This window comes from Roseateles sp. So40a (genome assembly GCF_048081605.1).
Lineage (GTDB): Bacteria > Pseudomonadota > Gammaproteobacteria > Burkholderiales > Burkholderiaceae_C > Roseateles.
This window is the reverse complement of sequence record NZ_CP182288.1, coordinates 4,391,548-4,405,046: the sequence shown is the minus strand read 5'-3', so window position 1 is coordinate 4,405,046 and position 13,499 is coordinate 4,391,548. Positions and strand designations below refer to the sequence as shown.

Annotated in this window: 12 protein-coding genes; 4 read left to right on the top strand and 8 right to left on the bottom strand. The window is 70.0% G+C overall.

Annotated features, from left to right (window positions below):
• Positions 1–5 precede the first annotated feature (5 nt).
• On the bottom strand, positions 6–3,239 hold the full coding sequence (locus tag ACNI65_RS19970) for a hypothetical protein (RefSeq protein ID WP_416758909.1): 3,234 nt from the start codon (positions 3,237–3,239) through the stop codon (positions 6–8).
• 174 nt (positions 3,240–3,413) lie between these two features.
• Here ACNI65_RS19970 and ACNI65_RS19965 point away from each other — a divergent pair, with 174 nt between their 5' ends.
• Positions 3,414–3,956: a hypothetical protein gene (locus ACNI65_RS19965; protein WP_416758907.1), complete on the top strand. Its 543-nt coding sequence runs from the start codon at positions 3,414–3,416 to the stop codon at positions 3,954–3,956.
• A 55-nt stretch (positions 3,957–4,011) separates the two neighbouring features.
• On the opposite strand, the gene ACNI65_RS19960 is transcribed toward ACNI65_RS19965, so the two are convergent.
• Both ACNI65_RS19960 and ACNI65_RS19955 read right to left on the bottom strand, forming a co-directional pair.
• Positions 4,012–4,248: a tautomerase family protein gene (locus tag ACNI65_RS19960; RefSeq protein WP_416758906.1), complete on the bottom strand. Its 237-nt coding sequence runs from the start codon at positions 4,246–4,248 to the stop codon at positions 4,012–4,014.
• 29 nt (positions 4,249–4,277) lie between these two features.
• The gene (locus tag ACNI65_RS19955) at positions 4,278–5,003 is read right to left on the bottom strand and encodes an SDR family NAD(P)-dependent oxidoreductase (protein ID WP_416758905.1); all 726 of its coding nucleotides are present in this window, start codon (positions 5,001–5,003) and stop codon (positions 4,278–4,280) included.
• A gap of 133 nt (positions 5,004–5,136) precedes the next feature.
• Here ACNI65_RS19955 and ACNI65_RS19950 point away from each other — a divergent pair, with 133 nt between their 5' ends.
• Entirely contained in the window at positions 5,137–6,048 is a 912-nt protein-coding gene (locus tag ACNI65_RS19950) for a LysR family transcriptional regulator (RefSeq protein ID WP_416758904.1), read from the top strand.
• 16 nt (positions 6,049–6,064) lie between these two features.
• Here the strand turns inward: ACNI65_RS19950 and ACNI65_RS19945 are convergent, their stop codons facing one another.
• On the bottom strand, positions 6,065–6,904 hold the full coding sequence (locus ACNI65_RS19945; protein ID WP_416758902.1) for a helix-turn-helix transcriptional regulator: 840 nt from the start codon (positions 6,902–6,904) through the stop codon (positions 6,065–6,067).
• Between the two features lie 93 nt (positions 6,905–6,997).
• Here ACNI65_RS19945 and ACNI65_RS19940 point away from each other — a divergent pair, with 93 nt between their 5' ends.
• A complete protein-coding gene (locus ACNI65_RS19940) occupies positions 6,998–7,897 on the top strand; it encodes an SDR family oxidoreductase (RefSeq protein ID WP_416758900.1) in 900 nt (299 codons plus the stop codon).
• Positions 7,898–7,927: 30 nt separating this feature from the next.
• On the opposite strand, the gene ACNI65_RS19935 is transcribed toward ACNI65_RS19940, so the two are convergent.
• From ACNI65_RS19935 to ACNI65_RS19920, 4 genes are all read right to left on the bottom strand, one after another.
• Complete coding sequence (locus ACNI65_RS19935) at positions 7,928–8,446, bottom strand: hypothetical protein (RefSeq protein WP_416758898.1); 519 nt, start codon at positions 8,444–8,446, stop codon at positions 7,928–7,930.
• A 44-nt stretch (positions 8,447–8,490) separates the two neighbouring features.
• Positions 8,491–9,354, bottom strand: a complete 864-nt coding sequence (locus ACNI65_RS19930) for a hypothetical protein (RefSeq protein WP_416758896.1) — start codon at positions 9,352–9,354, stop codon at positions 8,491–8,493.
• On the bottom strand, positions 9,351–10,010 hold the full coding sequence (locus ACNI65_RS19925) for a peroxiredoxin (RefSeq protein WP_416758894.1): 660 nt from the start codon (positions 10,008–10,010) through the stop codon (positions 9,351–9,353). Before ACNI65_RS19925 ends, ACNI65_RS19930 begins: the two co-directional genes overlap by 4 nt.
• A gap of 206 nt (positions 10,011–10,216) precedes the next feature.
• A complete protein-coding gene (locus ACNI65_RS19920; protein ID WP_416758893.1) occupies positions 10,217–10,888 on the bottom strand; it encodes a hypothetical protein in 672 nt (223 codons plus the stop codon).
• A 407-nt stretch (positions 10,889–11,295) separates the two neighbouring features.
• Between ACNI65_RS19920 and katG the strand changes: the two genes are divergently transcribed.
• Positions 11,296–13,494 carry a catalase/peroxidase HPI gene (gene katG, locus ACNI65_RS19915; RefSeq protein ID WP_416758892.1) on the top strand — a complete coding sequence of 733 codons (2,199 nt, stop codon included), beginning with the start codon at positions 11,296–11,298 and terminating at the stop codon, positions 13,492–13,494.
• Positions 13,495–13,499: the final 5 nt, after the last annotated feature.

Sequence of the window (13,499 nt, the reverse complement as noted above, 5' to 3'; positions counted from 1 at the left end):
CGTCGTCAGGCGGTGGGAGCGTGGGACGACGTGGCGCCGGCGGGCGTCTTCCACGTCAGGAAGGGCAGCGCGATGCCGGGATGGCGCGCGGCGATGTCGCGCAGTCCGGCGACGTACTGCGGCTTGTCGGTGAGGCTGGCCGTGACGACCTGCCGCGCGAAGATCTCGGCGACCACCGCGGCGGTCTCGGGCGCCTCCGTCTGCGCGCGCAGGAAGGCGGTGATGCGGGACTTCGCCGCGCGGCCGCGATGCACCTGGCTGAGCACCGTGAGGAAGTAGGGCGTGAGCGCGCGCAACTGTGCGGCCAGGCGCGGCGCGTCGTCGGTGGGCAGCTCCAGCAGCCACTGCGTGACGAAGAGCTGCACCTGCGTGCCCGGATGCTGGCTCAGGCGCGTGAGGCACAACGCGGCATCGGCCGCGCTCATGCGGCGCACCAACCGCGCGCGGCCCAGTGCCTGCACCCAGGCTTGCGGATGGTCGACCCAGGTGATCAGCAACTCGACGCTGAGCGCATCGTCCGGCAGCCGCTCGCCAAACAGCGTGCGGGTGTATTCGACCGCGTCATCGAAGGTGGACTCGGCCAAGGGCAGCAACTGCTCGGACTGCTCCGGCGTGGGCACCGGCGGCAGCCGATGGTCGAGGCCCGTCATCGCCCAGGCGCGCACCTGCGCGTCGGCATGGCGGGCCAGCGTCGCGAGCTGGCGCAGGCTGAAGTCGTCCGCGCTCAGGCCCGACAACGCCCAGGCGCCGTAACGCTGCGCGCCGGTGCTGCGGGCCTGCAGCGCGCGCCACGCGCCGCTGGCATCGCGAGCCGGTGCGTGCGCGGCGAGGTCCTGCGTCAGCCAGCACAAGGCGTCGACATGGGCGCCGTCGCCAGCCTCCGTGTGGAAGAGCGAGCGGTGCAGGCGATCGGCGATCTCGCGCGCGAAGTCCGCATCGTCACGGGCGACGCGCAGCAGCGCCGGCCCGATCGCGGCGCGGATGCCGGCATGGGCGTGCGTGGCGAGGTCGCCGATCAATTCGACCTGGCGGCGCAGCACGTCGTCGGGCAGCGCGGCGAGCAGCCGCACGCCGCTGGCGCGCCGCTCGGGATCCTCGGCGGTGATCAGGCGCGACATCAACGCGGGTGGCAGCAAGGCCACGCCCGCGGGATGCAGCAGCAGCCAGCTGACGCCGACACCCACCACGGCCGCGGCGGGGTGGTCCAGCAGCGGCAGCAGCGCGCCGAGTCTCGGCATCACCGCGGCAGCGGCGGGCTCCGCGAACGGGCCGGCGAGCAGCTGCTCGATCAGCGCCACGCCGTCGGCCAGGCCAGGGTCGGCGGGATCGGCGGCCAGCAGCGCGGCGAGCAGTTCATCGATGAGCGCCTGCGGCTCGGCGAGCAGCGCCAGGCCGTGGCCCTGCTTGCGCGCGCGGTCCTGGGCGCTGAGCAGCAGCGAGACCACCAGGTCCGCGTGCCGCGCGAAGCTGCCGGGATCCGCGGCGATGTGCAGCAGCGCGAAGTCGCGCGCGCCGACATGCGTGCTCGACGCGAGCAGCTTCAGCCAGGGCACCTGCGCGGCGATGTCGCCGGCCTCGATGTGCCGGCGGGCCGCGGCGAAGCCGGTCTCGGCGGCGGTCGCATAGGGGCTGCGCAGCAGCGACTCCAGCACGGCGGCGGGCTGCCGCAGCATGAAGTCGCCATGGTCCTGGAGCGCGCGAGCGACCACGGCCTGCACGAGCGCGCTGCGGCTGGCCAGCGCCAGTCGCAGCAGCGCCTCCGGATGCGCGTCCCACATCCCGCGCAGTCCCTCGACGCGTTGCGGCAGCGGCCGGCTGACGTCGATGGGCTCGCGCGTCCACACGCGCCGCGTGCGCGGCCCGGTGCCCAGCGTCGCCAGGCCCGGCACCAGCAGCCGCGAGACGATCAGCCAATGCGCGCCGGCGAAGTAGTACCGGTCGGTGCGGACCGTGCCGCCGCGCGTCCATTCGTAGCTGGGTTCGTTGGAGGCGGCGGGCACCTCGTCGTCGCGCAGGCCCAGCAGCAGCTCGACGGCGAGGTCCGCCGCCTGCGGATGTCCGATCGCCGCGAGGCGGCGCAGACCGCGCCAGCCGCGCAGGCGCAGGTATTCGCGGGTGCGGCGGCCGTAGGCGCGCGCCGGCTTGCGCTTGCTGCCGCCGCTGCGGACGATCCACTCGCCGGTGCTGGGGTCGAGGTAGTTGCGCGTCGTGAGATGGCCCTGGGCCGGCCGGGTGTTCTCGAAACGCGCATGCAGCAGGCCGAGGACTTCCGCATCGCGGCGCAGCTCCGCGGTCTTGTAGACGTAGCGCATCGCCTGGAAGGCCTCCGCCTGCACCGGCAGCGCGCGCAGCAGGTCCAGCACCTTCTCGCGGACCTCGGTCCGAGCGAGCGCCAGGTCGTACCAGTCCTGCATCAGGTCGGGCCAGTCCAGGCGCCGCGCCTCCAGCGAGTCGAGCAGCGCGAGCACGAGCGCCGGGCCCTGAAGCGGCAGCGCCAGTTCCGCGTCCCACTGGCTCGCGATCAGGCCGGTCCGCGCGCGCAGGTCGTCGGGCGACAGCAGCATCAGGTGCGCCTGATGCGCGTAGCGTTTCGTCGCGGGGCTGCGTCCGCGCTCGGCCAGCACGGCCATCGCGTCGGCGGCACCGGCGTCGCCCAGGCGGCCGATCGCGGCGGCGAGGCAGAGGTCGAGCAGGTCCGAGCCGCTCTCGAGCAACTCGGCCAGGCGCGGCACCAGGCCGCGCAGCGCGCGTTGCGCGGCGGGGTCGGCCTCGCTGAGGTCACTGCATTCGGCGACACGCCAGGCGGCGCGGCTGCGACGGTCCACCGATTCGAGCTTCCAGCGGGCGGGCTCGAAACGCGCGACGAGGGCGGCGATGGCGGGCGGCACCGGGCCGGCCGGCACGGCGGCGGCGACCCGTGTCGTGGTTGTCGCTGCGGCGGCTTGAACCGGCGTGGTGCTGGTGGGTTCGGCGCCGAGCGCATCGAAGCCCTCGCGGCGGACGAGTGTCTCGCCGGCCGCGAGGCGTCGACGCAGGAAATCAAGGGCGCGGCGTTCGGCCTCGGCGAGCGTGCAGGGCGAGGCGGTCAGCGACGACTCGCCGCTGTCCTGGCGGACGTTCACGACATATCGGGCGGTGCTGTCGCGGCCGGTTGGCAAATCGAGCTCGACCAGCTCGACCGTGCAGCGTCGCTCGCGTGGATGAACGCGCGTCAGCGTCGCGGATGCGATCTTCCTCAAGTGCTTCTCCCCCTGGCGTCGGGCGATTCTAGGGGGGTGAAACGCCGAGTCCGTGATGGACCTAGGGATGGGCCCCCGATGGTGGCCTGCCTAGTCTGGGTCACGGCGGTTTCACGGTTTTCTCACGGCCCGATCCGGGCGGTGGCCGCGATGCGGAACACGCAGGGAGGTCCCATGCCGACACGTCAACTGATGGTCACGCAGATCAAGTGCCTGGACGACACCAGCGAGGGTGATGGCGGCGATTCGCCCTACGTGCTCGTGTTCATGGCACATCGCAACGTGCCGGGCGGCAAGCTCATCCGCGTGCGGGATCCCGACTGGGACAACCACTTCCTGAAAGGCCGCACGGTCAACACGCGTCAGATCGTGGACGAGGCCGAGTGCGGCGGGGCTTTCGTCTTCGCGTGGCTGCTGGAGGAGGACTGGGATCCGGACCTCGGCAGCGGCGGGGTGCTGCAGCTGATGATGCAGTCCTTCTGGAACATCTACGGGCAGAGCGGCTGGTCCAACCTGACCGCGGCGCAGTTGCGCTCGGTGGTCGGGCCCAAGCTGTCGTCGCTGGTGTCGAGTTCGCTGTCCAACGACGAGTACCTCGGCTGGCACAGCTTCGTCGTGCCGAACGTGACCACCGAGACCGCGCTGTCCCCGCTGAACTACAGCGGGGACGGCGGCAGCTACAAGCTGACCTTCACGATCCGGATCAAGGGCGGCTGAGCGGCTGTGGATCCGGCCGCCGGACCACACGACTGAATCGATCTCCAGGGCCTCCCTAGCCCGGCGTCCCGGACTGTCGGCGGCGGAACTCCGCTGTCGGCAGTCCGCCGACGCCCCAGTTCTCGAGCTCGACCTCGTCGATGACGACGAAGGTCATGTGATGCGGCTTGCCCATCACCTCGAAGAGCAGGTCGCTGACGCCCTGGATCAGGGCCGCCTTCTGCTCAGGGGTCGTGGCGCTGGCGCCGGGGGCGGTGCCTTCTCGGGTCACCTTGATGTTGACGTAGGGCATGGGGCGCTCCGGTTGAGGACCTGCGGGGATCATCGGCCGGCGTGCTGGCCGCCGTCCACGTTGAGCAGCTCGCCGGTGACGAAGGCCGCGTGTTCCAGGTACATCACCGCGTCGACGATCTCGCTGATCTCGCCCATGCGGCCCATCGGGTGCAAAGCGGCGAGGAACTCGTGGGTCTCGGGCGCATGCATCGGCGTCTTGATGACGCCGGGCCGCACCGCGTTCACGCGCACGCCGGACTTGGCGTACTCGATGGCCAGCGAGCGCGTCACCGCGTCCAGCCCGCCCTTGGTCAGGTTGGCGAGCGCGGCCGGGACACCGGTGATCGGTTGATCCACCAGCGTTGTCGTGATCTGGACGACGTGACCGTGGCGCTGCTTCAGCATCTGCGGCAAGGCGAGCTGCGTGATGTGGAAGAAGCCGGCCACATTGACGGCCAGCGCGTCCTGGAAGTCCTGAGCGGAGTACTCGGTGAAGGGCTTGGCGATGAAGATGCCGGCGTTGTTGACCAGCGTGTCGATGCGGCCGAAGCGATCGAGCGCCGTCTGCACGACGCGCTGCGCGACGAGCCGGTCGCCGATGTGGCCCGGAACGGCGACGACGTCGGCGTCATCACCCTGCTGGATGTGGCGAGAATTGGCGATGACGGCGTAGCCCTGTGCGCGATAGGCGGCGACGAGCGCCGCGCCGATGCCTTGCGAGGCGCCGGTGACGATGGCGACCTGGCGGGCGGACGACGAAGTAGAGGCGGACATGTTGGAAGCTCCTGTTCATGCGGGATCTGGGCGATCCCGTGGATTGACGGACGCCGGTTGAATCGGGATTCGATCGGCGTTGGCATGAATCTAGGAGCGGACCCTGTCGGCCGGTAGACGCTATCCTGTCTCAATGGCTGAGCAAAAACGCACAGGGCTTCGGCAAGGCGTGGACTGGGAGGACCTGCGCGTCTTCCTTGCGCTGGGGCGGCACGGGAGTCTGTCCGCGGCGGCGCGCGCGCTGTCGGTCAATCACGCGACGATCTCGCGGCGCATCCAGTCGCTGGAGGCGCGGCTGGGAGAGAAGCTCGTCGACCGCCGGCCCGATGGCTACCTGCTCACCGCGGCGGGGCGCCTGGCCTTGTCCGCGGCCAGCGACATGGAAGCCGCGGCCTTGCAGCTCGCGCGGGAGGGGGATGCGGACGGCGCGGACGGCGCGGTGCGCGGTCTGGTGCGCGTGAACGCGCCACCGGCCTTGTCGCAGGGTTTCCTGATCGACCGGCTGGCGGCGCTCTCGGTCGCGCATCCGGCGCTGGACATCGACCTGGCCACCGACCTGCGCGCGGTCAGCCTGGACCGGCACAAGGCCGACATCGCGGTGCGGCTCTCGCGGCCGCGCGATGGCGACTACATCGCGCAGCCGCTGGGCACGATGGGATTCGGGTGTTACGGCACGCCGGCGCGCTGCGAGGCGGTCGAGCGCGGCGAGCCGCCGGTGTTCGTCGGATTCGACGAGGAGAACGCCGACATGCCCGATGCCACCTGGCTCGCGCGGAGTTTCCCGCGCGCGCGGGTGGCCCTGCGCGCCAACAACCACATGTCGCAGGCGATCGCGGCGCGCGCGGGCGCAGGGCTGGCGATGCTGCCGCATTACATCGGCCGACAGGTGCCTGGCCTCCGGCCTTGCGCGCTGACGCCGGTGCGCGAGTCCCGGGAGATGTGGCTGCTGATCCGCGGGCAGGACCGCAAGGACCGTCCGATCCGCACGGTGGCGGATCACCTGCGGCGCGTCTTCGAGGAGGCTCAGGCGCTCTTCGCGCCGTGAGTTCGGTGCGTCAGGCTCAGATCAATTGCTGCTCCCGCAGCGCGAGCAGGCGCCTGACCTGCTCCTCGTCCTGCGCCGACATCGGCTGGTAGACCACCAGCCCCAGATCGGGCCGGCCATCGACCGAGAAGGCCGAGTACTCGAAGCCGATCACACCGACGACCGGATGGCGCAGCCGCTTGATGCCCTCGCCGAAGGCCAGCACCTCGTGGTTGCGCCAGAGGGCCTCGAACTCCGGGCTGCGCGCGCTGATGTCGCGCACCAGCGCCTCGGCCTTGGCCGGATCCCCGGCGCGGGCCGCATCGGCGCGGAAGGTCGCGACGACGAAACGCGCGACGCTCTCCCAGTCGTCCTGCGCGGCGCGCACGCGCGGGTCGCAGAAGATCAAGCGCACGATGTTGCGCTGCTCGGGCGCGAGCTGGCCGTAGTCGGTCAGGACCGCCGCCGCGGCGGCATTCCACGCCACCACGTCCCATAGCGGCGTCTTCACGATTGCGGGGCTCAGCGTGAGCGCGTCCAGCACGCGCTGCAGGCGCGGCGTCACGCCGACGTCGCCCTCCGTCGCGCGGCGCTCGGGCGGCCGGCCGAAGGCGAGCAGGAACAGATGCTCGCGCTCGACGTCGGTCAGCAGCAGCGCGGTGGCGATGCGGTCGAGCACGACCTCGGACGGCGCACCGCCCCGCCCCTGCTCCAGCCAGGTGTACCAGGTCGGGCTCACATGCGCGCGCTGCGCGACTTCCTCGCGACGCAGACCGGGCGTGCGGCGTCGCGTCATCGGCAGGCCGAAGGCCGCGGGGTCCAGGCGCTCGCGGCGATCGCGGAGGTAGCTGCCGAGTGGGGGAAGGGCGTCGGTCATCCTGTTAGGGCGTATACCTGGATACGGTCACTACTACACCGGGATGGATTCTGCGCCGACGATCGCGTCCGTTCATCTGAAAGGGACTTCCCCATGCGAGTTTTCGTCACTGGTGCCACGGGCTTTGTCGGGTCGGCGGTCGTACAGGAATTGAGGGACGCGGGTCACCGCGTGTTGGGCCTGGTGCGCTCGGACGCGTCGGCGCAAGCGCTGGCGCTCACCGGCGCTGAGGTGCATCGCGGCTCGATCGACGACTTGGAGAGCCTGCGCGCTGGCGCGGCGGCGTGCGACGCCGTCATCCACACGGCCTTCGATCACGACTTCTCGCGCTTCGCCGAGAACTGCGTTCGTGATCGCGTCGCCATCGAGGCGCTGGGCGCGGCGATCGAGGGATCGTCGCGGCCGCTGCTGGTCACCTCGGGCCTGGCGATGCAGGTCGCCGGCAGGCCGGGCCATGAAGGCGATGACTGCCTGCCGGTGTCCGAGGGCTATCCGCGCGCGTCGGAACCGACGGCGCTCGCGTTGGCGGCGCGCGGCGTGAACGCGGCGATCGTGCGTCTGTCACCGACGGTGCATGGCGCAGGCGATCACGGCTTCGTGCCGATCCTGATCGACCTCGCGCGACGCACCGGACGATCGGCCTACATCGGCGAGGGGATGAACGCGTGGAGCGCAGTGCATCGCCGTGACGCGGCGGTGGTGTATCGACGCGCGATCGAGGCCCCGCGCGCGGGGGCACGCTGGCATGCGGTCGCTGAGGAACGCCTGCTGTTCAAGGACATCGCCGCGGCGATCGGCGAGCAGCTCGGCGTGCCGGTGGTGAGCCTGTCTGCGGAGGAGGCTCCGGCGCACTTCGGCTGGTTCACCAAGTTCGCCGGACTGGATCTGGCCGCGACGAGCGCCGTGACGCGGGAGGCGCTCGGATGGACGCCAAGGCATCCGACGCTGGCCCAGGACCTGGCGTCAGCGGGTTACTTCGACGCCAAGGCCTGAGCGGGCCGAGGCGCCTGGGGCGCGCGCGCGTCAGGTCTTGAACACGTACTCGCCGCTCTTGCGGTTCGGTCCGGCGAAGGTCATGTCGGGGAAGACGCGCCACTGGATCCAGGCGACGTAGCAGATCGTCGCGATGCCGATGGCCAGGCCGATGACGGTGGGGGTGTCGATGCCGCGGAACTTGGCGGCGTTCTGCGCGATCGAGATGATCGACAGCAGGATGTAGCCGCTGTACGCGCCCGCTGCAGGCTTGCGGAAGCCCCAGGCGAACAGCAGCGGGATCATCGCGATAACGAGCGCGAAGAAGAGCGAGACCGGGAGCAGCACCATGAACACGATCAGCGCCTGCGCGACCATGAGGCCGCAGAGGATCGTGATGTGCACGGACATGGCCTGGCGCGCGCTCATGTCGGGCGTGGCGGCGAGCCAGCCCGCGAGCACGCGGGGCTTGATGTCGGTGGTGGCGAGCTGCCGGAACACCTCGGTCTTGCCCACGCCTTGCGCGAGCAGCTCGTTCATCCGCGCGCGGACGGCCTTCTTGTCAGCCATGGATCCTCCCTGGATCGTCGTTCTGGTCGATCCGGAATTCTGGCTCAGCCGGGACCATGCTCAGGCGGGTGTTTGACCAAGGTCACCCATTGTGCGGCGAGCGCCTGCGCCTGCCGGCGTTCATCGTCGGTCAGGGCGGCTTCATCGCGCAAGCTGCGGCGCGAGCGCGGCAGGTCGCTGAGTTCCGGGAAGGCGAGCTGCACCGTGAGCTCGTAGGCACGCGCATCGACGTTGGACACGCCGAGGTCCCCGTGGTGCCGGGCCAGTGCGAGCGCGGAGAAGGGCTCGCCCGCCAGGAAGTCCGCGCGCAGCCCATCCACCAGCGGTTGGCGCATCGCGGGTTCGGGGGCGTACTTCACCAGCCGGCCGTAGACCGCGGCGATCTCGGGCACGTGGTCGAGCAATGCGCGCTCGACGAGCGGCTTCATCTGGCCCGCCATCTCGGCGGTGATGGATTGACACAGGCGGCTCTCGTCGCCGAGCTCGCGCAGGGCGCGCTCGCCTTGCGCGGACTCGAGCTGGCCGGTGTCCTTGAGCATCTGCACGGAACGCTGCGACTGGGGCAGCGAGTCGCACCGGTCGATCAGGAAGACCGCCTCGGCGGCCTGTCGTGGCGTGCCGCCATAGATCGCGGCCAGCACGCGTTGGCCGTAGTCCTGGATGTCGGCCCCGGCGCCGATGCCGGCCGACGAGGCGGATCCGGCGCCCGGGCGCGCCTGGGAGGTGTCGGTCGAGGTGGACGCCGCGGCGGCGCTCACGGAGGTGCTCGACCGGGAACGGTCGTGCGCCGCGTCGGCGCTGATGGAGGCGACGACGCGATCGCCCGAGGGCGGCAGCAGCCAGACGGCCGAGGCGATGACGAGCATCGCCGCGGCCATGGCCGTGAGCGCGACCGCGCCGCGAGTCACTTCGGCTGCTTGACGATGCGCAGGTAGGGCTTCGGGGCTTGCCAGCCTTCGGGATAGATCGTCTTGGCTTCGTCGTCGGAGACCGAGCCCGCGATGATCACGTCGTCGCCGTGCTTCCAGTTCACCGGCGTGGCGACGCGATGCTTGGCGGTCAGCTGCATCGAGTCCAGCACGCGCAGGATCTCGTCGAAGTTGCGGCCCGTGGTCATCGGGTAGGTCAGCATCAGCTTGATCTTCTTGTCCGGACCGACGATGAAGACCGACCGCACCGTCGCGTTGGTCGCGGCCGTGCGGCCGTCAGAGGTGCCGGCCTCATCGGCGGGCAGCATGTTGTACAGCTTGGCCACGTTCAGGTCGGTGTCGCCGATCATCGGGTACTTGACCTCGGCGCCCTGCGTCTCCTGGATGTCCGCCGCCCACTTCGAGTGGTTCTCCACCGGGTCGATCGACAGGCCGATCAGCTTGGCGTTGCGCCTGGTGAACTCGGGTTCGATCTTGGCCATGTAGCCCAGCTCGGTCGTGCACACCGGGGTGAAGTCTTTCGGATGCGAGAACAGGATCGCCCAGCTGTCGCCGATCCAGCTGTGGAAGTCGATCTCCCCTTGCGTGGTCTTGGCGGTGAAGTTCGGGGCGGTGTCATTGATGCGCAGAGACATGGTGAGCTCCAAGGTTGAAACGGCGATCACCCGCAAGGAGGGTGGATCGGACAGAACCGGGCGATTCTCCTCGGCATTTCGAGGGATCGGGGAGGGGGCTGACATTCTTGTCCTCCCCCTTGACGACGACGAGAGTCTGCCCAATGGCCTTACTCGGCCAGCGACTTTGTTCATGCGCGCGACACATGAGGCCGGCGCCGGCTCGCTCACTGGCCGAAGGTCCAGTTCGCGCCCACCGTCCACCAGGTCTCACGCGGCGTCTGACGGAATGCGTTCGATCGGGCCACGCTCAGGTCCAGCGACAGGCGATCGCTGAGGTCGCGGCGAATGCCCAGCCGGGCGAGCGGCTTCTGACCATCGTGGAAGGCCTCGGCCAGCAGTTGCCATTGCGGCGCGGCCTGCCATTCGACGGCGACACCGCGTTGGGTGCGGTCGGCGTCTCCGCGCGGGAAGCTGCGGCCGACATTGAGGTGCAGCGCGAGGTCCTCGCGAGGGCGCCAGCTCAGCGGGACAAGCAGCGAGGATTGCGATCGCGGGGTCTGGTCTTGCCAGCTGAGCGCGGCCACGAGACCGATGGCCAGTTGCGGCTGCAGGGCGGTGGCCCATTTGAGCTGGGCGCCGTGGACGTGGCGCGAGGCGGTGTCCCGGGCGGTCTCGCGGTCGACGTTGAGACCGGCCTCGACGCCGAGGACGTTGCAGCCCAGGCCGGCATGCTGGAGTTGTCGACGGGCGAGGTTGCCGCGTTCGGCCCAGAGTTCGACGGTGCACTGGCCGGGGTCGGCGATGGCGGCGTCATCGACGGCGTGGTGGCCGCCGGCGGCGAGGGCGAGGACGGGCGTGAGGAGGCCGGCCGAGAGGGCCAACGGCAGGAAGCGCATGGGGGTTCTCCGTCGCGCAGTGTCGGACACGCCGTGGGCGGGTGTGATGACAAGGCGCTGCGAGGTGGATCGGATCGGGTGAGTCGCCGGTGGAGGCCGACGGTTGCCACGAGGGGCGGGCGATGCGACGGGAGAACGAGGGAGCCACGCGACGGGCGCGCGGCCGGAGTGCGGATCAGCGCGGCAGTCGTGCGACGGCCGAATCGGCTCGCGTCGCGAAGGGACTGGGGGCACTGTCCACGGAGGGCTCCAGGGGATGGGAAGGGGACGGATTGTGGCACCGAAAAAACTATCGCCCCGATAAAGCCCGACTGTTGTTGCGTCACGGGCCCAGTCCTAGACTCATCCGCGCTCGCACCTTGCGGACAAGCGGACTGATCCCCCAAGGCTCAACTCAGGAGGCAGACATGTCAGGCGATTCCAAGTGCCCGTTCTCGGGCGGCTCCAGCAACCGGCACACCGCCGCAGGCGTCAAGGGCAACCGGGACTGGTGGCCCGAAGCCCTCAACCTCTCCATCCTCTCGCTGCACTCGCCCAAGACCAATCCGATGGGCGAGGAATTCAAGTACGCGCACGAGTTCAAGACCCTCGACCTCGACGCCGTCGTCAAGGACCTCCACGCGCTCATGACGGACTCCCAGGATTGGTGGCCCGCCGATTACGGCCACTACGGTCCGTTCTTCATCCGCATGGCCTGGCACTCCGCCGGCACCTACCGCGTGCAGGACGGCCGCGGTGGCGCAGGCACCGGCGCCCAGCGTTTCGCCCCGCTCAACAGCTGGCCCGACAACGGCAACCTCGACAAGGCCCGACGCCTGCTCTGGCCGATCAAGCAGAAGTACGGCCGCAAGCTGTCGTGGGCCGATCTGATGATCCTCGCGGGCAACGTCGCGCTCGAGTCCATGGGCTTCAAGACCTTCGGCTTCGCCGGCGGCCGGGCCGACGTCTGGGAACCCGAGACCGACATCTTCTGGGGCCCGGAGACCACCTGGCTCGGCGATGAGCGCTACGCGGGCGATCGCGACCTCGCCAACCCGCTGGCCGCCGTGCAGATGGGCCTGATCTACGTGAACCCCGAAGGCCCCAATGGCAATCCCGATCCGGCCGCGTCGGGTCGCGACATCCGCGAGACCTTCAGGCGCATGGCGATGAACGACGAGGAGACCGTCGCGCTGGTCGCCGGCGGCCACACCTTCGGCAAGGCCCATGGCGCGGGCGAGGCCCATCACGTCGGGGCGATGCCCGAGGGCGCCGATCTCGAGGACCAGGGCCTGGGCTGGAAGAGCAAGCTCGGCGACGGCATGGGCGTCTACACGATCACCAGCGGCATCGAGGGCGCCTGGACGCCCACGCCGACCAAGTGGGACAACAGCTATTTCGAGACGCTCTTCGGTTATGAATGGGAGCTGACCAAGAGTCCCGCCGGCGCCAATCAATGGACGCCCAAGGGCGGCGCGGGCGCGGGCACGGTGCCCGACGCGCATGACCCGTCCCGCAAGCACGCGCCGATGATGACCACGGCCGACCTGGCGCTGCGCGTCGATCCGGCGTACGAGAAGATCTCGCGCCGCTTCATGCAGCACCCCGAGCAGCTGGCCGACGCGTTCGCGCGCGCCTGGTACAAGCTGACCCACCGCGACATGGGGCCGTCGTCGCGCTACCTGGGCAAGCTGGTGCCCAAGGAAGAGCTGATCTGGCAGGACCCGGTGCCGGCGGTCGACCACCCGCTGGTCGACGACAAGGACGTCACCGCGCTCAAGGCCAAGCTGCTGGCCAGCGGCCTGACCGTGTCGCAGCTGGTGACTACGGCGTGGGCGTCGGCCTCCACCTTCCGCGGCGGCGACAAGCGCGGTGGTGCCAACGGCGCGCGCATCCGGCTCGCGCCGCAGAAGGAATGGCCGGTCAATCAGCCCAGTGAGCTGGAGAAGGTGCTCGCCAAGCTCGAGACGGTCCGCAAGGAGTTCAACGCGTCGGCGTCGGGTGGCAAGAAGATCTCGCTGGCCGACCTGATCGTGCTGGGCGGTTCCGCCGGCATCGAGGCCGCGGCCAAGCAGGGCGGCCACGACGTGGTCGTGCCCTTCACGGCGGGACGTACGGACGCGTCGCAAGACCAGACCGATGTTGAGTCGGTGGGCTTCCTGGAGCCGATGGCGGATGGCTTCCGCAACTACGTGCGCAAGGACCTGGTGAAGGGCGCGGCGGAGCTGCTGGTGGACAAGGCGCAGCTGCTGACGCTGAGCGCGCCCGAGCTGACTGCGCTGGTAGGCGGCATGCGGGTGCTGGGGACCAACTTCGGTCACACGAAGCACGGCGTGTTCACGACCCGGCCGGAGACGCTGAGCAACGACTTCTTCGTCAACCTGCTGGACATGCGCACGAAGTGGCAGAAGTCCGCAGGGGAAGAGGGCGTGCTGGAGGGCCGGGACCGGAAGACGGGCGCGGTGAAGTGGACCGGCACGGCAGTGGACCTGGTGTTCGGCTCGAACTCGCAGCTGCGGGCCCTGTCCGAGGTGTACGCGTCGGCCGACGGCGAGAAGGTCTTCGTTCGTGACTTCGTGAAGGCCTGGACCAAGGTAATGAACCTGGACCGTTACGACTTGATGTGATCATG

Coding starts and splice junctions, on each gene's coding strand:
- ACNI65_RS19965 (WP_416758907.1), top strand. CDS start 3,414: ATGCCGACACGTCAACTGATGGTCACGCAGATCAAGTGCCTGGACGAC.
- ACNI65_RS19960 (WP_416758906.1), bottom strand. CDS start 4,248: ATGCCCTACGTCAACATCAAGGTGACCCGAGAAGGCACCGCCCCCGGC.
- ACNI65_RS19955 (WP_416758905.1), bottom strand. CDS start 5,003: ATGTCCGCCTCTACTTCGTCGTCCGCCCGCCAGGTCGCCATCGTCACC.
- ACNI65_RS19950 (WP_416758904.1), top strand. CDS start 5,137: ATGGCTGAGCAAAAACGCACAGGGCTTCGGCAAGGCGTGGACTGGGAG.
- ACNI65_RS19945 (WP_416758902.1), bottom strand. CDS start 6,904: ATGACCGACGCCCTTCCCCCACTCGGCAGCTACCTCCGCGATCGCCGC.
- ACNI65_RS19940 (WP_416758900.1), top strand. CDS start 6,998: ATGCGAGTTTTCGTCACTGGTGCCACGGGCTTTGTCGGGTCGGCGGTC.
- ACNI65_RS19935 (WP_416758898.1), bottom strand. CDS start 8,446: ATGGCTGACAAGAAGGCCGTCCGCGCGCGGATGAACGAGCTGCTCGCG.
- ACNI65_RS19925 (WP_416758894.1), bottom strand. CDS start 10,010: ATGTCTCTGCGCATCAATGACACCGCCCCGAACTTCACCGCCAAGACC.
- ACNI65_RS19920 (WP_416758893.1), bottom strand. CDS start 10,888: ATGCGCTTCCTGCCGTTGGCCCTCTCGGCCGGCCTCCTCACGCCCGTC.
- katG (WP_416758892.1), top strand. CDS start 11,296: ATGTCAGGCGATTCCAAGTGCCCGTTCTCGGGCGGCTCCAGCAACCGG.